This is a genomic window from Ruegeria sp. AI2, assembly GCF_056541275.1.
On sequence record NZ_JBQFYB010000015.1, the window covers coordinates 45,305 to 65,522 of the forward strand.

The window sequence follows — 20,218 nt, forward strand, 5'->3', positions numbered from 1 at the left end:
GAACCTGAATTTCTTTCGATCCCCTCTGCGTCCGGCAGTGTAGATAGAAAACACAGTAAGCGTCGCAAGAACGAATATTTTGGTCTTTGCGCTCACTCACGCAAAGCTTGATCTTTTATCTTCACGACAGGTTCCAGCAGATACTCCAGTACGGATTTTCGACCTGACAAAATGTCAACCTCTGCGATCATGCCGGGTATGATTTCCACTGCGACACCATTTCCATCGAGCATGGTGTTGCTCGTGCGGATTTCCACAACGAACACCTCTTCGTCGTTCCGCTCTGATCGTGTGACGGTATCGGCGCCAATCCGTACGATTTCACCATCCAGCGCCCCGTATCGCGCAAAATCATAAGCCGTGATCTTTACCTTTACGGGCTGTCCAGCACGCAAGAATGCAATATCTTCGGGCTTTACGTAAGCTTCGACCAATAGTGTGTCGTCCAGGGGAACAATCTCGACAAGATCTTCGCCACTCCGCGCCAAACCCCCAATGGTGGTTCGGTGGATGCGGTTGACGATACCGCGAACCGGAGAGCGAACCTGCGCTCGTGCAGCGCGGTCGCGTAGAGCAGGCAAGGCGGGTTGCAAGGTCGCAAGTTCCGCAGTTGCAATGGCCAATTCAGTAAGCGCCGCACTTCGAAATCGGCTGTGAGCAGCTTGAATCCGATCATCTATTTCATCCAAACCGGTTTGCAACCTGCTGGTCACGGCTTCGGCACGGACTTTGCGGCCGCGCCACTCGGCTTCGCTGCGCCGTAACGCCAGCAATGTCGTTGCCGGTTCCATTTGCCGCTCAACAAGCGGAGCTATGATTGCACGCTCCTCACCGAGCACCTTTAGGGTTTCTTCTGCTGTTACCTGATCCACGAGACCTTCTTCGTGTTCTCGCTGCTTTTGCTCACGTTGTCGTTCTAAGATGGCGATTTCTGCCGCCAGCTCTGCTTGCCGACCCTGATACAATGCAGTTTCCGAGCGCACGACACTGGGTGCACCTTCGATCAACTGCACATCGAAATTCAATTGCGTACCATCTATTTCTGCCTGCAGACGTTGTGCACGGGCTTGCAGCCCGAAAGCGCGCTGTTGTTCCTGGCTAAGTTGGCTGTCGATTTGTGTGGCGTCCAATTCCATCAACAATGCCCCTTTGTCGACCAACTGGCCTTCGCGCACATGAAGCGACCGCAGCACGCCAGGCTCGGCGGCGTCGATCACCTGTATGTCTCCCGAAGGCACGATCCGCCCATCGACCCGCGTTACGTCATCCAATTCGGTCAAATGCGCCCACAACCCGGCCGAGACAATACACGACAGGATCAACAGCAAGAGCAATGAACCACGAACGGGGGACCGCCCCTGCATTTCGCGCGCCAGTTTCGCCAGATCAGGATGCTGCGACATTCAGGTGCCTCCCTTTCTGACGCATGTGCTGCGTCAGCAGGCTTTTGGGTCCATCAGCTGCGATTTTTCCGTTTTCCAGAACGATAACCCTGTCCACAAGCTCCAGCAGACTGGTTCTGTGCGTTACAATGACCAGGGTTGACCCGGAGGTTGACGCACTCAGGCGTTGAACAAGTTGGGCTTCGGTTTTGACGTCCATCGCACTGGTTGGCTCATCAAAAAGCAAAACCGGAGGTCGCCCGACAAGTGCCCGTGCCAGGGCGATTGCCTGCCGTTGCCCACCGGAAAGCCCCTCACCGCGTTCAGCGAGTTGAAGGTCATAGCCCGAAGGATGGCTGTTCACGAATTCTTCGACACCGGCAATACGGCCGGCTTCGACAATGTCGCAATCTCTGGGCCGGACTGCGCCACTTGCGATATTGTCCCTGACAGACCCCGAAAAAAGCCAGACATCCTGCAGAACGGATCCGATATTGCGTCGCAAGTCACCCGGGTCGATCTGACGTATGTCTAATCCATCAATCATGACCGAGCCCACTCGCGGCGTGTAAAGCCCCAATAGCAGGCGCGCAATCGTGCTTTTCCCGCACCCGATTTGACCGAGAATTGCGACTTTCTCGCCAGGCTTGATTGTGAATGAGACACCATGCAGGGTATCTTCGCTTTGGTCAGAATACGAGAAATGCACGTTATTGAAGGCAATTGCCCCTTTGAAATCAGATCGGGTCAGCCATGTGCGCCCCTCCGGGCGTTCGCTTTCTGCATGCATTAGCGCATTGAGGTTGCGATAGGCGCACCTGGCCTGATTTATGCGGGTCAAAGTCTGCGCCAGTTGACCCAGAGGGGCCAGCGCCCGACCGGTCAACATTACCGAAGCCACCAGCGCACCCATGCTGGCTTGCCCGTTTGTGATCAGAAAAACACCAAGAAATACGACAAGCACTTGTGCGGCCTGTTGGGTGAATCCGGTCAGGTTCAGGGCAAATTGCGTGACGGTTCGGCTTCGTGCACCATGCGCTGACTGCTGTTCGATGGCCTGTTCCCATCGTGCGCGCATTTTTCTGCCTGCTGCCGTTGTTTTAATGGTTTCAAGTCCCGAGACAGCCTCAACCAGAACTGATTGCTTGGACTGTCCATCGGACAAGCTTCGTTCCGCCATCCTTGATAAAACTGGCTGCACCGCCAAACCTGTCAGGAGCACCACCGGTACGGCCAGTGCAGGGATCAAAGCCAGTTGTCCCCCAACCAGATAGATCACCAGGATGAACAACCCGATGAAAGGCAGGTCAACAACGGCCACCAGCGTCGCGGATGTAAAGAATTCTCGCAGAGTTTCAAACTCGCGAATGGTGCTGGTCATGGCACCGGTAGACCCAGTGCGCGATTTCATCTGGATGTTCAGCAACTGGTCGAAAATGCGCCGGCCCATCAACAAGTCGGCTTTCTGCCCAGCCTTGTCGATAAATCCCGCCCGCAGCAACTTGAGGGCAAAGTCAAAACACAGTGCCAACGCCACACCCAGGGTCAAAGCGATCAGAGACTCTGTTGCTTCGTTGGGCAATACCCGGTCATAGACCACCATGATGAAAACGGACGTAGACAAACCAAGGAGGTTTGCCAGCGCCGCAGCGAGTGCGACTTGAACGTATGACCACCGGCTGGCGGACAGGGCGTTCCAGAACCAGTGACCGCCATGTGAACCGGGCCCGTCCAATGTTTCGCCGTCGTGATGGCGACGGAACAGGATTGCGTAACCGGTGTGACAGGCTGCCAGCATGTCTTCGGAAACTTCACCGATACCTTCGCCAAGCTCTGGGTCGAAGACCAAAAAGGCGCCAGCTTGCGTTCGTCCGTGAAAGACAACGGCTTTACCCTCTGCCAACAGCAACAGGGTGGGTGTCAGATTGTCATCCAAGTCGGAAAGGCGCATTGCCCCATATCCCGCCTGCATGCCCGCCTTTGGCGCGAGGGCGAGAATGTCCCGTACTGTCAAATCCCCATCTGCGCCAGTTTGCGCCGCGTGCAGCGCCGCGAGACTCAATGGCCGTTCAAGTGCCGACGAGATATTCAACAGACAGGCTTCAAACGGTGTAAGTAACGAGGCATCGGTGGCAGGGTGGGATGCGTTCATTGTGTAGTGCCCCAGTCGCCCAATGAAACCCCAAGCAGGTCGAGTATGTCTCCGGTCAAGCTTAGGGCTGCATAATTGGTTAGAAAGTAGCTCTGTTCCGCAAGGATCAAACGTTCCTGAGCATTTACGTAGTCGCGCTGAGCATCCAGAATTTCAATGAGGCTACGGCGGCCGATTGAAAATTGTTCACGGGATGCAGCGACACTTTCCGCGTTAGCCTCTACGGCAATCCGGGCTTCGCGTAACCGATCGGCACCCGCTTTTTGATCCGAACGGATAAAAGCCAATTCTCGCGTAATTTCTCGGATAAGCTGCTCGCGCGCAAACTCTGTCTCTTTGACCAACGATTCCGCCGCTGCTATTGCGGCGCGGCGTTGGCCGGTGCTGTCCAGCTCGTAATTGAAAGAAAGATCTACTCCAAAATTCGCGTCACGATTGTTATCCTGGTTTGCGAATGCGGCGACCCTGACATCAGGGCTGCGGCGCGCTTGCGCTGCGGACCATTCCGCCTTGGCGGCCAGAAGGCTTGCATCGGACCGCCGAACCTGAGGACTGTTCATTATGATCTGCATGTCACTTCTTTCCAGCCCAGGTGCCGGAACTGGTGCAGAAAGAGTGCCAGGTTCATCCCCAAATACTTCGCGGAATCGCGCTTCGGCGCGGTCTGTGCGCGCATACGCATCAGCCAGCTTTGTGCGCGCATCGGACATGCGTGACCGGGCTGCCAGGACGTCGGCACTTGAACCGACGCCGTTTTCTGTTCGGTCGGTTATCTGGCGAACAAGCTCTTCATGGGTCAAAACATTCTTTGCTGCGATGCTTTGAATCTTTCGTTGATCGAGGACAAGTACATAGGTCTCGATTGCTGCGAGAGCAGTGGATGAGGCCGTTTGAATCTGATCGCCTCTGCTTTCCAAGACACGTGCCCGCGCAGCGGTCAGATCCCCTGAAGCCGCCCCGCCGTCATAGACCAACTGTGAGACCCTCAGATACGGCGATACATCCGCAATATCTGATGCAATCCTTTCAGATCGCGCGTTTAGCCCCAGCGAAATCTCCGGAAGAAAAGCGCCTTCAGCCGCGTCTTGTTTGGCTTTCGCGATTCCCATTCTGGATTTGACTTGCGCCAGATTTGGGTTGTTCTCAACCGCCTTTTTTACCCGTTGCCCGAAGGTGCTGTGACTAAGTGTTTTTGATGGTTTAGTTGCCCCAGCACCGGCTGTTTGGGCTGCGAAGGACATCGTCACAGGCGTCAAATCGGGTGGACTTGTGCAGGCGGAAACCGAAACCAGAAGCAGACTGAGCGCGACAAAATACTGCGAATACTTACTAAATGGCATACTGACCCTCCTGCCACCGATGGTCAAGCAAGCTTTCCTTTCGTTGGGCGGCTGCCAGCGCCTCCATAAATTCTGAAGCATCCGAGCTAACGCCGGTCGACGACTTTTTCTCCAATTGCTCGACGCGCTTTTGAGCCGGCAAAAGCCACGCGCAATGGGTCAAGGAAACTTGGTGGGCATGTATGAGGCGCAGGCCTCCGTTCATGGCGAGCAATGACAGATGCGCTGAAGGAACTTGCCGCAAGGCAACCAGCTTGACATCAAAGTAACCGTCGAGGCATTCGTCCATTTGTGCGCAGGCGAGTGGAGAAAAAAGCCCCATGCCGCCTATCGTACGGCACAACTGATATGTGTTCTCCAGTGATGCTGTAAGAGTGCGAAAGAACGCCTGGACATTTCGCAGTTCAGCCCCCAGCGCTCCGGTTCGGTCAAAGAATGGCTCATCGTCGGGGTTGTCGGTAACCAGGTCCAGACTTTCGTTGACAAGCAAGTCAAACTCCCCCTCTCCGGTTTTGTCCTGAAGCTCAGGTGGTCGGGATTGAAATGGCACACACCGTAGTGCCGAGGGAACATAGCTTGCGCGCCATTCCCCTTTTGCTGACACGTATGGCGTCGGTTTGTCTGGTGTCATCGATAAGATTGCCACGGGGTAAAATCCCCGTTCGAATTTCCGGAACGCGATCGGAAAATTGGCTGCTGCCTGTAGGATCTCTGCCTCAGCCACCGGGCAGTCGACCATATCGCGCGCGAATTCGAACGACGTGTAACGTTTCCAGAACCGATGACCATGTTGTGATCGTGTGACCGGGGTTAAGCCATTCTGTGCCATAACTGCCTCGTGTTTCTGATGAACGCCAATTTGTTCCTGAGCTGGGTCAGGCCGTCGCACCGGTTGGGTCGGTGTGTATGATGTTGTCGGCAGTCAAACTGCTGAGATCGGCTAGGCTATGGAAAGTTGCGAGGGTTTCGACGTTGGCATCGCCAGGTGTCACGAAATCAGCTTTGATCAGGACACTGTCCGTTCCGTCCGTTGCCATCACATAGAGCGCGTCACCTGCAATTGCTCCGGCAAGGCTCTCTATAGCCGTTTCGAGTGTAACGGCATTGAGGTCTGCAAGAACGGTATCGAGGCCTACAAATCCAGTGTCTGTGCCCAATGTGTCACCGACAGTAAGAAGCTCAAAACTCGTGCCATCACCTCGGAGCGTAGCGATATTCAGTCCGCTGAACATCAGAGCGTCGGTTACATCTGCTGCGGGCCCAATTGTGAAACCGGTTATGCTGTCTACGCCATTGTTGTTCGGGTCGGCTTCAAAGACAACGACGTCCCGCCCGGCTTCGATGACGTCAATGCTGTCATCTCCGCCACCGCCACGAATGATTGTGTCCGTGTTTGCTGCGGTGAGGATGTCATTGCCATTGGTGCCAAACTGAACTGCAACAGGGCCACCTTCAGGTGTTTTGATCGTTAACTCAATGGGTTGAGCAGCATCCTGTACTGTCATCGTGAAGGTGACAATAGGTTGAGACAAATCGGAAAAAACAGTCGCCGCCCCAGCGAAGTTGATGATGTCACCTGTGCCTGGGTTTGCCAGAAACAAATCGAACGCGCTGTTTTCCGAGTCAGACCCGATGTCGAAAGTGGCGACAGATGAGTCAAACTCAAGCTCCGCTGTAAAAGCCAGGCCACCAGAGATGTCACGATTTGCATCGGCATAAATGGCAAACGTTACGGTTGACCCACTGCGCCCGACTTCAGAGATCACGTAGGCAGCTGGTTCATGAGCAACCACCTGATCCGATACAGGTAAGGGATCTGGTCCCCCTGCAACGGTTGCCTGGGCTGATATAGTCAGGGCATCCCCAGCTTCTATGGCGGCGAAATCTGACGACGCAACAGCCAGTGTCCAGGATCCGTCCGCGGTTACCGTCGCGCTACCGACGGAACTACCGTTCAGCAAGACATCCACAGTCTGGCCGTTTGAAAGCCCGGCAGAGGAACCGCTGACAGTAGTGCCTGACGCCTTGGCATCAGCAAGGGCCACTGCGTTGTTCACGCCGACATCGTCCAGCATCAGAACTGGCCGAAAGTCCGTTGTTACCGAACTGCTTGCCGCTACTGCGCTGTTGCCAGCGACATCGTCAACTGTTGCGGTGATGGTGTAGTTTGTTCCATCGGAAAGCGCACCCAGGTCGCTGGCTGGCACAGTTATCGCCCAGGTTCCACCCGATGCAACACCTGTATAGGTTTGCCCGCCAAACGTGACAGAGACTATTTGGCCATCTTCCGAGGTCGTCGTGCCTGAAATTGTCAGGTCTGTAGCTTGTTCCATTACATCCAATACGGAGCCAACCGGCAAACTGTCGATCGTGATTGCTGGCGCTGTAAAATCGGTTGTGAAACTCGTCGAGATTTGGTTGCCATTCCCTGCAGTGTCTGAAACAGAAGCCGTGACATTATAGGTACTTGCGTCCTGGAGGCCTGAAAGTTCGGCAACTGTTGCGGTATAGGTCCAGATACCACCGGTTACCGTTGCTGTACCGCTTACATCTACAGTTCCGTCTGCGCGCGCGATCTCCACAGTAATGACCGTTCCATCCTGAGCGTCAGAGGTTCCCGAGACAATCAGGTCGGTGCCTTGTTCAGCAGCGTTCATGACAGTGCCGGCAGAAATACTGGTTATTCCCAGGGTAGGGGGTGTGAAATCGGTCGTGAAACTGTTGCTGGCCTGTGACGCCGGATTTCCTGCGGCGTCGGAGACATCCGCCGTTACCGCCACGGTGGCAGCATCAGAGAGGGCCGCAAGGTCGGCAGCGGGGACAACCGTGCTCCAAGACCCTCCGGTGGCTGTAGCAGTGTAAAATTGACCGTTCAAAGTGACGGTCACGACTTGGCCATCTTCGGCCGACGTTGCGCCCGATATTGTCAGGCCCACCGCTTGTTCGGCAGCATTCATGAATGCGCCGGTCGAGATCGTGTCGATGCTGAGGGTCGGTCCTGTGACGTCTTTCGAAAGTGTCACATCAGCCTGAGGGGCTGTCAGCCCGTTTGCGTCGCTGACATCTGCAGTGATCTGAAAGCTGCCTCCGTCGGCCAAAGATGCGAGATCACCGGCTGGGACAGTTACAGTCCATGTTCCGCCCGTCACTGTCGAGGTATATGTTTGACCATCCAGTGTGACGGTGACTTGCTGGCCATCTTCGACATTGGCGGTTGTCCCGCTTATAGCCAAGCTTGCCGCGGCTTCAGCGGCGTTGAGAACTGCGCCGACGGAAAGCGGAGATATCGAAATTGAGGGGCCGGTCAGGTCCACTGGTACAGTAAAAAGAATCGGCACGGCCGGGTTGCCTGCGATATCCTCGACCGCCACAACAATTGCAGCAGGTGTTCCGGTGGACAGACCGCTGAGGTCAGAATTGGGGATCGTGACAGTCCAGTTTCCGCCTGTCGCAGTGCCGGTGTACACCTGCCCGTCGAACGTGACGATGATGGTTTGCCCGTCCTCGGCCGTGGTGGAACCCGTTAAGGTTAAGTCACCAGCCACATCAATCAGGTCAATTGATCCACCCGCAACAGGATCCAGAGAGACACTTGGCGCGGTGAAATCCGTATCAAAGCTTCCGCTGGCCTGTGCGGCCGGGTTTCCAGCCGCGTCAGTCACGTCTGCCGTTACATTTACGATTGCGCCGTCAGGCAAGGCGCTAAGGTCAGCCGCCGGGACGGTTACGCTCCACTGTCCTCCGGAAACCGTACCGGAATAGCTTTGCCCGTTCAGTGAAACCGTTACGATTTGCCCGTCTTCAGCATCAGTTACACCGGTGACCGTCAGATCGGTGGCCTGCTCTGCCAGGTTGAGTACCGGCCCGTCAGAAAACCCGGTGATCGACAGGCTTGGCGGGACAGTATCGATGTCAAACTGAACGGATTGTGTCGACAGCTCGGCCCCCGACCCATCCAGGTTCCTGATGGTCACCGTCGACACACCCTGTGGAAGCGCGCTGGCTTCGGCTGCTGTCAGAGAGATGCTCCAGCTGCCATCGGGGTTGGGTGTCACGGTTTTCACCAGTGACCCTATTGTGACTTCGATGGTCGCAGTCCCTTCGGGAGCGATGGCGTTGGTGCTAACGTTGTTCAGCGCAGTGGATTGCAGCTCGGCGAGGTTGAGGCTTGTGTAAGTCGGGGTGGGTTCGGATACGACGGGGCTGTCTTCACCGCCACCGCCGCCACCTCCTGCGGCCGCAGCCGCCCCCGCCAGGCCCAATCCGCCCAACGCCGCGCCGGCACCACTGATGCCGCCTGCGGACGCACCCGCGGAAACACCTGCTTCCACAGCGCTGAACTGGGCAATCTCCTGAACCGCGTTCTCAGCGATCATGATGGCACCGCTGTCCAGGATCTGGACGTTTTCAGCTGCCACGATCATTGTCCGGCCATCGACCATTTCTAGAAGAACATCGCCATTCTTCATCAACTTGACCGAGCGAACGCCTGGAATGGTTTCCGCGAACTGAAAAGCATACAGTTCTTCGATTGTGGCTTGTGATAACGCGGGCAAGGCCATCAAAGTTGAAATCAACCCGCCGGCCGCGCCGCGCCCTGCCCAGCGGCCAAGTTTTCCATCGATCCACTGGCGAATGTGTTGCTTGCGGTCCGTTTCCGAAGGTTCAGCCGCCGGACGCTTGTTGAACTCTGGTGCTTTGGTCATCTTACCCTCACATGTGGTTTCCGCGATCACCGAAATGGATGACAGGTCGCGCTGATAACGGCTGGCTCATCTGTCTTTCCCACTGGTTACTGTTGCGATCGAAAGTGAAAAATTGAGTTAATCTGAAACCGAACTTCTCGTTTTCACCACAATTCCGCTTTTGTTTCGGTCCGTGCATCAGGTCATCTTTTGGTCAAGGCCAGGGGTGGCGATGGAGGTGTAGCTGTGATGCTTCAATTCGAAGGTGTGGTGGCAACGGGGAGCGCGGCGCTCGATTCAGGTATCGGCGATACGGCTTTAAAAACGTTTAACGGAACCACCTATCTTTATACCGTCACCGGACCGGGCGGCGGCGTCGCGGTCTGGAGGCTGGTTGAGGGCGCGTTGCCTCAATTGGTCGACACGGAATATTACAGCGGCACAATCACGTTTCACGTTGGTTGCAGTGGCACACCGATAACGCTGGCGGGATCCGAACAACTGGTACTGGATGTAAATATGGCGGTCGGGTTGGTCGGATATGACCTGAACGTGGATGGCACCCTGGACAGCCTTTCGGAAACCGGATCTCTGGCAGGAGGAGGAGATATCTCGGCGATTGTTCAAGTGTCGATCGGACCCATGGATGTTCTAGCAATGGCTCATGAAGAAACGGGTCAAATCGGGACATATCTTGTTAATCCAGATGGAACGCTGAGCCTTGCTGGTCTTGTTGCTGGCTCTGGAGACGCGATACAGACGCTGCGCGCAGGAACAGACCATTTCCTGATCTCAAGTGATGCGGCCAGCAATACAGTCTCAACTTATCGGATCGACAGCCTTTCCGGTCAGTTGACCGAGATTGACAACAGTTCGGCTATGGGAACCCTTGGAATCTCGACTCCGACAGCCGTCGCAACGATTGATGCCTACGGCAAGCCCTGGGTGATCGTGGCGGGCGCAGGCAGCGACTCGCTCAGTGTGCTTCAATTGAAAGCTGACGGCAGCCTGAGCGCCACAGACCATATTCTGGATTCGCACACGACCCGCTTTGAATCCGTGCAGGACCTTGAAGTCGTGGACATCAACGGGCGCGTATTCGTCGTGGCGGGTGGCGGCGACGATGGGCTTACATTGTTCACGCTGACACCGGAAGGCCAGTTGGTCTATCTGGACAGTTTCGCCGACACTTTGAGTAGTGGATTGCAGAATGTCGAATCGCTGAGCCTTGCTCACGTCGGCAATGAGTTGCAGATTCTGGTTACGTCGCAACAAGACGCTGGAGTCACTGTCATTTCGGTTCCTGTCGATGATCTTGGGGTCGTGAACAAAGGGTTTGGAACAGTATCGGGGACGGCCTCAGACGACATGCTGAGCGGCAGTATTCTGGATACCACCCTGATGGGTGGCGATGGCGACGACATACTGATAGCCGGAACAGGTGCTATGACCATGTCAGGTGGGGCAGGGGCCGACATTTTCGTGATGCAGTCAGGCAGCGGTCTGACCACGATCACGGATTTTCAGCCGGGTGTGGACCGTCTGGACATGTTCGACTACCTGCTGTTGCGGTCCCCTCAGCAGTTGACATTCACCAGCACCACTCAAGGGGCGCGGATAGAGTATCGGGGCGAGGTGGTGCAGGTTCAGTCCGCTTCGGGCGGAACGCTGACCAGTACCGATATTTTCGGGGCCGGGTTTGAAGGCCCCGATCACATTCCGGTTGAATTCGGTGATTTCGGCGGTTTGACGCCGGACAGTTCGGATGGTGTGCTTGGGCCAATCACAGTGGACAGCCGATCTGTAAATCCCGGATTGTCGGATGCGGAGATTAGATTCACTCCGATCGGCGGTGGTACGGTATCTGTCACGGCTGACGATCAGGGGCAATTTGACTTAGACCTTCCGGATGGCACGTTCCCCGGAAGACTGGACATCGTCAAACATTATTCAACGGCGAGCAAAGAGATCGACGCGATGGATGCTTTGCAAGTGTTACGCATTTCGGTTGGCCTCGATCCGACATGGGGGCCTGCCGATGCGGAAAACCTGATCGCGGCGGATATCAATCAAGATGGAACCATCAATGCCGTGGATGCACTGGCGATTTTGCAGGTGGCTGTTGGGCAAACCACTGCGCATGAACCTCAATGGGTCTTCTTGGATTCAGATGCGGACTTGTCGGGAGTTACAAAAAGCAACGTTGATTATCAGACTGGAATGGATGTTGTAGCCATAGACGGTGTGATAACCGTCGATATGACGTCCATTTTGCTCGGCAACCTCGAGGCGGCATGAATTGAAATGAACGGTGCTGCAATTCAGTCATTGCAAGGCTTCCGCTTGGACCGCAATGTTGGCCTTAGATACACAAACACAAAAGGACAGGCCATGAATCGTCTTTCGGAACGCAGAGATTTTGCCATCGCGGTCTGTGAAGAAGCTGGGGTGATAGCCGAGAAATACTTCTTGGACAGGAGTAATCTGGTCATCGATCAAAAAGGTGCTCAGGACTGGGTGAGCGAGGCGGACAAAAACGTCGAAGCCTTCATTCGCCAAAAGATCATGGATGCTTGGCCGCAGGATGGGATATTTGGCGAAGAACACGGCGCTGCCACAGGCAAGAGCGGTTTTGACTGGGTGATTGATCCAATTGATGGAACTACGAATTTCGTCAATGGCTTACCTGTATGGACGATTGTTCTGGCCGGTGTCACCGAAGGGCGCACTGCGGTGGGTGTGATCCGGGATCCTAATATGGATGAAACCTTTGTGGCAACACGCGGAGAGGGCGCGACACTGAACGGTTCACCGATACACGTGGCCTCTGGGGTTGCTCTTCGGGATGGGACGGTTTCTGTGGGCTATTCGAACCGGATAGAAACTCGCCACGTCGTGCCGGTGGTCGCAGAACTGATCGAGCGCGGTTCCATGTTTCACAGAAACGCCAGCGGGGCATTGTCATTGGCCTATGTCGCAGCCGGGCGACTTCTGGGTTATGTGGAAGAACACATGAACGCCTGGGATTGTCTGGCTGGGCAATTGTTGGTTGCAGAAGCGGGCGGTGTTGTCGAAGATCAAGACGCCGACGCGATGATCCGCGACGGTGGGCGTGTGATCGTAGGAACGCCAGATGTATTTGAAGGCTTGCTGGAAATCGCAGAGAACGCTTGGGGCGTTTAACGTCTAGGCCATTGGCAACCAAGTAGAATAAGGTCGCAGAGTTGTCAGGCTTGCCTGCCAATAATGGCCTTGTGACGGTTGATCGTACTGGCGGTCAATCGGATTTCCGGAAAGTTCACACCACAACAATGTCCCGACCGCGCCATGTGTAACGACGGCGAGGTCTCCGGTGCCATGGGCACGAATGATTTCCAAGACTGCCCGGTGAATGCGCTTCTGCGCGTCGGCCGCAGTTTCCCAACCGCGAAAGCTAATGTCCGGCTGGGCAAAGAATGCGTCGGCGGCCGCCTCGAACTTTTCCCGTGGAAGGAAACCAGTGGTACTCCGATCATTCTCGCCAAGTTCCGGGTGGATATTTAGAGGCAACCCCAAGGGCGCGGCCAGAATCTCACCAGTGTCACGAGCCTTTCGTTCGCTGCTGGCCCAGATATGGCTGACATTGGCCATAACTTCACTGGCGGCAAAGGATGCGGCGCGCCGGCGACCTGTCGTGCTCAGACCCCATTCCGTAATGGGGGTATCCGGATCAATAACGACCTCGGGGTGAGTGATGATCAGTAAATTCGGCATCTAGTCAGGCAGAAGTACCGGCCCTTTGCCCGCAAACCCCATCCTGACTTCGGTACCCGGTGCAAGCGGTGCATCAACATCATCGTGGACCGCAAAAACCTGACCAAATGCGCCGGTCAGCGTGTATTCCATCCGCACGCCAACATAGGTTGCCTTGGCCACTGTAGCGGCGATGCCGTCATCAGAACCAATCACAAGGCGCGAGGGTCGTACAGCGATGGTCGCGGGCCCATTGGTCAAACCCCGACGCGGCAGAGTGTGACGGTAACCTTCGATCTCGATTGTTGCAGTATCACCGTCGGTTGCAACGATCTGACAGTTGAGCAGGTTTGCCTCGCCTATGAAATCGGCAACAAACCGGTCATTCGGGGCATCATAAAGCTCGCGAGGTGTACCCATCTGAGCGATCGCGGCGTTCCGCATCACAACAATCTCGTCCGAGACGGCCAGGGCCTCTTCCTGATCGTGGGTGACATAGACAACCGTCAATCCAAGGTCTTGCTGAATGGCCCGGATATCCTCGCGCACCTGGCGTCGCAGCTTGGCATCAAGGTTGGATAGCGGCTCGTCAAACAGCAGAACCTGTGGTTCTAGAACCAGCGCTCGCGCGACGGCGACACGTTGTTGCTGACCACCCGAGAGTTCGGAGGGAAGGCGATTGTCGAACCCCTTGAGCCCTACCAATTGCAAGCCATGCAAGGCGCGGCTGCGAGCCTCATCCTTGGCAAAGCCCGAGAATGTGAGGCCGTACATCACGTTCTCCAGCACGCTCATGTGGGGAAACAGCGCGTATGATTGAAACACCATTGATACGTCGCGGTCTGTTGCGGGCAGTTTGGTGACGTCCCGGTCGCCAATCATAATCTTGCCAGAGCTTGCCATCTCTAAACCGGCAATCATGCGCAACGTCGTTGTTTTCCCACAGCCTGACGGACCAAGCAGCGTGACCAGTTTTCCCGCTTCGACATGAAGGTTAATGTTATCAACAGCCACAACGTTTTTGCCGAACACTTTCGACACGTTCTCAAATAATACCGGGGCGGCCTTGGAACCGATTTTGTTGTCGGTCATGAGGGTGTCTCCGTTGTGCTCTGTGTGCGCCGACCGATCTGGACCCGACCGACGAGAAATTGCAATAACCCGACCGCTGCCAGCATCACGAAGATCAGCGTCGTCGAATAAGCAATGGCGAGACCATAGTCGTTATTCTCGACCCGCCCGATGATATAGCTGGTTGCCATGTCGTATTCGGCGCTGACCAGAAAGATCACAGCCGAGATCGCCGTCATCGCGCGGACAAAACTGTAAACAAGCGCGGCCAGTATCGCGGGGCGTAGCAGCGGCAGAATGACACGACGAAATGTCTGCCACGAGTTTGCACCAAGGGTCAGCGAGGATTCATCGAGACTGCGGTCGAGTTGCGACATGCTGGCGATGCCCGCACGGACCCCAACCGGCATGTTGCGGAATATGAAGCTGATAACAAGGATAACACCTGTGCCGGTTATTTCGATCGGCGGAACGTTGAAGGCAAGAATATAGCTGACACCGATCACCGTACCGGGGATTGCAAAGGACAGCATGGTCCCAAACTCGAAAGCGTTCTTTCCCGCAAAGCTTTGCCGGGTCAACAGGTAAGCTGTGACCAACCCAACCGCTGCCGTCAGAGGTGCAGCAATTGCCGCAATGGTTATGGTGGTCCAGGAGCTGTCCCACGCGGCGCCGGTCCAACGAATGCCCTCTTCTTCAAATCGAACAGAGAATGCCGTGACGTAGTGTTTTAGGGTCAGGGAGTTATTGACCCCCCAAAGCTCGACCACACTGCCGTAGATGATCATTGCATAGACAATGATCGTGAACACCGCCCAGCCAAGAGCGATTACCAGCACGGGAACAGAAAGACCCGTAGGCATCAAAGGGTGCACGCCTGCGTCGCCTTTGCCTGTTACGGTGGTATAGCTTTTCTTGCCCAGCCAAACACGCTGTGCGTAAAAGGCCGAAAGAGTAAAAAACAGCAATACCATGGCCAGAACGGCGGCCCGTCCTTGGTCATATTGCGCCCCGACGATGGCAAAGAAAATCTCGGTCGATAGAACGTCGAAATTCCCACCCAGAACAAGCGGGTTTCCGAAGTCGGCCATACTTTCGATGAAGCCCAAAAGAAATGCATTGGCAAGACCGGGGCGCATCAGGGGCAGGGACACTGTCCTGAACGTTTGCCATCTGCTGGCGCGGAGAGTCTGGGCCGCTTCCTCCATAGATGGCGAGACGCCTTCCACCACGCCGATAAGAACGAGGAATGCAATGGGTGTGAACGCAAGGGCCTGTGCTATGAATATGCCTGGCATTCCGTACAGCCAGCGCGTTGGCTGCGTGCCGAACAGTTCGGCGACGAACCGTGTGACTGAGCCTGACAGGCCAAAAAGCAGGATCAGCGCGAGGCCTATCACAAATGGCGGGGTGATAATCGGAAGAACAGTCAAAGCCCGCAACACGCGTTTGTAGCGAAAGCCCGAGCGGGTCACGACCAGTGCAAAGCACAAACCCAGGGCAGTCGTGACGAAGCCAACCAGGATGGCAAGAAACAGCGAGTTCCATGCCGCGCCACACCTGGCACCATAAAAACACCCCAACCCCCAAAGCCGGGCATCAAAGAATTTTGAAAAGAAGACAGCAATGGAATATGCGCCATCTTCAGTGACGAAGGCAGCGAACAGCATCTTGGCGATCGGAAAAAAGACAAAGACGGTGACGATGGTAATCACACCGCCAATCGCACTAACAACAAAGACGTCACCGTTGATGGCACCTCTTGCCGCAATGCCTTGGGTCAACAGGAACAGAAAGCTTGAAGCGCAAATCATTGCGCCATAGCCCATACCGAATTGGCGATCACCAAGTTCGCCAAAATAGGCTTCCAACCAATTGAAATTGAAACCCCTGATGCCAATCCCGAATCCCTGTGCGATCAACCAGCCGAAGCCGAGCGCACCGGAAAGGATCAGAACCCGGGCATAGAGCGGGTCAGACTTGGCTCGCTTCAGCACCAGAAGGGGTAAGGTCAGAGCGATCAACAGTGGGGCAAGCCAAAGCTTCTCACCCTGTGCGATCAGGAATGCAGCGGGGGCATAATCTTCGTCAAACGGGTAGCCGTCAAAAAGCCATTCGAATGACCACAGGCCGCCGTCGACCATATACCACGGCAGCAGGCAAAACCCGACCCACCCGGCGATGACCCAAAAGATCAGAACCGGACGGGTCTTTTTTGTAATATGGTTGGCCATTTACTGCGGCAGAACCGAAACCTCTTCGTCCCATTTCTGCAACAGACGCTTCCGTTCGTCTGAGGAACCATACTTTTTGAAGTCATAGTCGATCAGCTTGATCTGACTCATGTCAGGCGCGCTTTCCGACGTTTCTGCGCTCTTGTTCGATGGCACCTGAAACGCGCTGACCTGAAGAGCAAGGTTCTGCGCCTCAGGCGACAGTGCCCAGTCATAGAACTTCTTCGCCTCTTCCTCGTTGCGGGCACCTTCAATAATGGACATCGACCCAATTTCGTATCCGGTACCCTCGCATGGCGCGACTACCTTGATCGGGAAACCCGATACAGCCTGCTTTACCGCATCATGCATGAAGACGATGCCAATCGTGTTCTCGCCTCGACCGGCTGCTTTGATTGGTGCAGATCCGGATTTTGTATACTGGTTGATATTCGAATGCAGGCCTTTCATGAACTCAAAACCTTCATCCTCGCCAAAGATCTGCACCATCGAGGCCAGCGTTGTATAGGCCGTACCAGACGAGTTCGGGTTGGCCATCTGAACGTGACCCTTGTATTCAGGCTTTAGCAGGTCTTTCCAACAGGCGGGTTCGGGTAGGTTATTGGCCGCCAGCAGGTCTGCGTTATAGCCATACCCAAGTGCGCCGGAATAAATGCCGATCGTTCTGTTTCCGGCACTTTCGGCTTGGGAAATTGCCCAATCATGAAGCTGGTCGCGCATTGGCGACATGTATTCCATTGTCAGGCCCTCTTCGGCGGCCTGCAAATGCGGATCACCCGTACCGCCCCACCACACGTCTCCTTTCGGGTTCGAGCTTTCGGCACGAATCTGGGCAAAGGTTTCGCCTGACGACTTACGCGTCATGTTGACGTCGATGCCCGTTGCATCTTCGAAACTGCGCGCCATGAGTTGGCACCAGTCTTCCTGCGCAGAGCAATAGAGTGTCAGCTTGTCTGCCTGCGCTGCCGACACAGATGCGGCTATTGCAATCAGCGACCCGACGGCCGTGGATGTAAGTTTTTTCATTATCATTCCTCCCTTTGGTTATCGTGCACCAGTGTCTTTTGTTTTGTCAGGCGCTTTCTCATCCAGCTTTTCGTAGCTTGTTAATGACAGACTGGGCGTTCTGATTGCCCGTCAGATTTCTCAGAAAACTTGACAGATCTCTTTCTTCCACCAGCTTTGCCGCTTTCCCCGGTGAAAACCAGTGACGCGTCCGTTCGTCCCGTTCTTTCCAACGCCGCTTCAGTTTTTCAACGACCATGGGATAGAGGGTAACGCGGCAGCGAACGCTATTCGCGCCCTCAAAGCGCTTGTCGTAGAAAAATTGGCCAATCGGCTGTTTCGAGATTGCCCCGACTGCACCTGCTTCTTCCAGGGCTTCAATTTCGGCGGCATGCCAAGGTTTCTTTCCTTCCATCAACCAACCTTTTGGGATGACCCACCGCCCTGTATCGCGCGAAGTCACCATCAGAACGCGTAGTTTTCCATACCTGTCCCAGCGCATCGGAAGTGCTGCAATCTGGTCTGTTATGTTACCGTCGCTCATGCTGCCCTCAATGACACGGTATCAATAGCGCACCCAGAATAACCTTCAGTCGTTAACGGTGGTTCTTAGGTTTTCACTTTGAAACGGTGCAATTCACACATTCTTGCCTTGCGCTTTGGACTCTTCCGAATTGTCACAACCTACTGAGGGTTATGCAACAAAAATTATTGCATTATGCCCGAAATCCCACAAAAGTGGGGTTTGAAACCTGATTGGGTTGTTGGATGTCCAAAACGAAAATACGTGCCAAAACGATTGAAAAGGGACGGGGTAGGGTAAAAAAATCCGACCGGCGCCAGCAAATACTGCTGGAGTTGAAGCTTCGCCCGCACGTTCGCATCAATGAATTGGCTCAGCGTTTCAACGTCTCTAACGAGACGGTGCGCAGGGATTTTGACGCCCTGTCGAATGACGGCCTGATCGCACGCGCGCACGGAGGGGCTTCTGCCCCGGCGCAAGGGCATTATCCAGGTCTGGACGAGCGAGCCAACGCGCGGATTGAGGAGCGCGAACGCATAGGTATCAGCGCGGCGGGACTGGTTCGTGATGGTGAAACGGTCATGATCGATTCCGGTTCGACCACAATCGAAATGGCCCGTGCATTGGCCTATCTCGGCACTCCTTGCACAGTGATTACGAATTCAATCCCGGTGGCAATGACCCTCGGCCATGGGGCTGCCGAGGTTCTGCTTTGTCCAGGAGAATATCTGGCAACCGAATCTGCGACGATCGGAACCGAAACGCTGGAATTCCTGTCTCGGTTCAATGTCGACAGATGCATGATCGGCTCGTCAGGTTTTTCGGTCGAAGGCCCTTCAGAAACCGTGCGCGGCTTTGCGGCTGTCAAAAGAATGATGCTGACGCGCGCAGCAAATCGACATCTTTTAATCGATTCAGGGAAATTTGGCCGTAAAGGCCTGTCTCAGGTCGGAGACCTGACCAACCTGGATTCCATAGTTTCCGACACGAAACCAACAGGAGAGTTGCTTAACGCGATCAACGGTGCCGAGGTTGATGTTCTTGTCGCCCCGTAAACACTGAAATGAATGACGAACAGCGGACTGCAAAATGACCGCGCATGACTGGGAGGAAAACATGAAGATAGACATCAGAATATTGGTTGGGGCATCGGCATTTGCGCTCATGTCGCTTTCCGGGACAGCTTCGGCGCAAGATTGCCCGAGGGGTGATCTGGACGAGCGGTTTTGCGACGTCGATGGGGATTTGATTGCGGATATCCCCACAGATTCTTCCCAGCTAATTGATCCTGACACCCTGATTTTTGCCTATACACCGGTCGAAGATCCAGCCGTATACAAAACCGCATGGTCTGACTTTCTAGAGCATCTGAAGGCTGAGACAGGCAAGGACGTGGTCTTTTTTCCGGTCCAAAACAACGCCGCCCAGATCGAGGCGATGCGGTCGGGACGCCTGCATATTGCGGGCTTCAACACCGGGTCCAACCCACTGGCAGTAAACTGTGCCGGGTTCCGACCGTTTACGATTATGGCCTCAAAAGACGGTAACTTCGGTTATGAAATGGAGATCATCACCTACCCAGGCTCGGGCATCGAAAAGGTTGAGGATATCAAAGGTAAGCAACTTGCCTTTACGTCACCCACGTCCAACTCGGGCTTCAAAGCACCGTCGGCGATCCTGAAAAGTGACTTCGATCTTCTGCCCGATCGCGACTTCGAACCCGTCTATTCGGGAAAGCACGACAACTCGATCCTTGGTGTGGCGAACAAGGACTATCCAGCGGCATCGATTGCAAATTCGGTAAAGGCACGGATGATTTTGCGGGATGTGATCAAGGAGGAAGATGTTGTTACGATTTACAAATCGCAGACCTTCCCAACCACCGGATTTGGCACTGTCTACAACCTGACGCCCGAATTGCAGGAGAAAATCCGCAATGCTTTCTTCAACTTCGAGTGGGAAGGGACAACGCTTGAAGCAGAGTTTTCCAAGTCGAACGAAGGCCAATTTCTTGAGATGACTTACCAGGAATTCTGGGACGTCATTCGGAAAATTGACGCGGCAAACGGCGTCTCCTACGCCTGCCAATAAGCC

At 54.9% G+C, this 20,218-nt stretch carries 14 protein-coding genes; 4 read left to right on the plus strand and 10 right to left on the minus strand.

Going from position 1 to position 20,218, the window contains the following annotated elements; translation table 11 throughout:
• Positions 1–92 precede the first annotated feature (92 nt).
• The 5 genes from ACR0LL_RS18545 to ACR0LL_RS18565 are packed head-to-tail and all read right to left on the minus strand — an operon-like array spanning position 93 to position 9,580.
• Positions 93–1,403, minus strand: a complete 1,311-nt coding sequence (locus ACR0LL_RS18545) for an HlyD family type I secretion periplasmic adaptor subunit (RefSeq protein WP_480588677.1) — start codon at positions 1,401–1,403, stop codon at positions 93–95.
• Positions 1,387–3,534 carry a type I secretion system permease/ATPase gene (locus ACR0LL_RS18550; protein WP_480588678.1) on the minus strand — a complete coding sequence of 716 codons (2,148 nt, stop codon included), beginning with the start codon at positions 3,532–3,534 and terminating at the stop codon, positions 1,387–1,389. The genes ACR0LL_RS18545 and ACR0LL_RS18550 overlap by 17 nt, the downstream gene beginning before the upstream one ends.
• A complete protein-coding gene (locus ACR0LL_RS18555; RefSeq protein WP_480588679.1) occupies positions 3,531–4,901 on the minus strand; it encodes a TolC family protein in 1,371 nt (456 codons plus the stop codon). Before ACR0LL_RS18555 ends, ACR0LL_RS18550 begins: the two co-directional genes overlap by 4 nt.
• On the minus strand, positions 4,864–5,703 hold the full coding sequence (locus ACR0LL_RS18560; RefSeq protein WP_480588680.1) for a SapC family protein: 840 nt from the start codon (positions 5,701–5,703) through the stop codon (positions 4,864–4,866). Before ACR0LL_RS18560 ends, ACR0LL_RS18555 begins: the two co-directional genes overlap by 38 nt.
• A gap of 46 nt (positions 5,704–5,749) precedes the next feature.
• Positions 5,750–9,580, minus strand: coding sequence for a beta strand repeat-containing protein (locus ACR0LL_RS18565; RefSeq protein ID WP_480588681.1), 3,831 nt, complete (start codon positions 9,578–9,580; stop codon positions 5,750–5,752).
• A 228-nt stretch (positions 9,581–9,808) separates the two neighbouring features.
• On the opposite strand from ACR0LL_RS18565, the gene ACR0LL_RS18570 reads away from it, so the two are divergent.
• Entirely contained in the window at positions 9,809–11,857 is a 2,049-nt protein-coding gene (locus tag ACR0LL_RS18570) for a dockerin type I domain-containing protein (RefSeq protein ID WP_480588682.1), read from the plus strand.
• A 93-nt stretch (positions 11,858–11,950) separates the two neighbouring features.
• Positions 11,951–12,742, plus strand: coding sequence for an inositol monophosphatase family protein (locus ACR0LL_RS18575; protein ID WP_480588683.1), 792 nt, complete (start codon positions 11,951–11,953; stop codon positions 12,740–12,742).
• 3 nt (positions 12,743–12,745) lie between these two features.
• Here the strand turns inward: ACR0LL_RS18575 and ACR0LL_RS18580 are convergent, their stop codons facing one another.
• Genes ACR0LL_RS18580 through ACR0LL_RS18600 form a run of 5 tightly spaced genes read right to left on the minus strand, consistent with a single transcriptional unit; the run spans position 12,746 to position 18,145 of the window.
• A complete protein-coding gene (locus ACR0LL_RS18580) occupies positions 12,746–13,312 on the minus strand; it encodes a histidine phosphatase family protein (RefSeq protein ID WP_480588684.1) in 567 nt (188 codons plus the stop codon).
• Entirely contained in the window at positions 13,313–14,383 is a 1,071-nt protein-coding gene (locus tag ACR0LL_RS18585; RefSeq protein ID WP_480588685.1) for an ABC transporter ATP-binding protein, read from the minus strand.
• Complete coding sequence (locus ACR0LL_RS18590; protein WP_480588686.1) at positions 14,380–16,596, minus strand: ABC transporter permease; 2,217 nt, start codon at positions 16,594–16,596, stop codon at positions 14,380–14,382. The genes ACR0LL_RS18585 and ACR0LL_RS18590 overlap by 4 nt, the downstream gene beginning before the upstream one ends.
• The gene (locus ACR0LL_RS18595; RefSeq protein WP_480519958.1) at positions 16,597–17,622 is read right to left on the minus strand and encodes an ABC transporter substrate-binding protein; all 1,026 of its coding nucleotides are present in this window, start codon (positions 17,620–17,622) and stop codon (positions 16,597–16,599) included.
• 58 nt (positions 17,623–17,680) lie between these two features.
• Positions 17,681–18,145: an NUDIX hydrolase gene (locus ACR0LL_RS18600; protein WP_480588687.1), complete on the minus strand. Its 465-nt coding sequence runs from the start codon at positions 18,143–18,145 to the stop codon at positions 17,681–17,683.
• A gap of 224 nt (positions 18,146–18,369) precedes the next feature.
• Here ACR0LL_RS18600 and ACR0LL_RS18605 point away from each other — a divergent pair, with 224 nt between their 5' ends.
• Both ACR0LL_RS18605 and phnD read left to right on the plus strand, forming a co-directional pair.
• A complete protein-coding gene (locus ACR0LL_RS18605) occupies positions 18,370–19,179 on the plus strand; it encodes a DeoR/GlpR family DNA-binding transcription regulator (RefSeq protein WP_480554950.1) in 810 nt (269 codons plus the stop codon).
• Positions 19,180–19,240: 61 nt separating this feature from the next.
• Positions 19,241–20,215 carry a phosphate/phosphite/phosphonate ABC transporter substrate-binding protein gene (gene phnD, locus ACR0LL_RS18610; RefSeq protein ID WP_480588688.1) on the plus strand — a complete coding sequence of 325 codons (975 nt, stop codon included), beginning with the start codon at positions 19,241–19,243 and terminating at the stop codon, positions 20,213–20,215.
• The last annotated feature ends 3 nt before the right edge of the window (positions 20,216–20,218 follow it).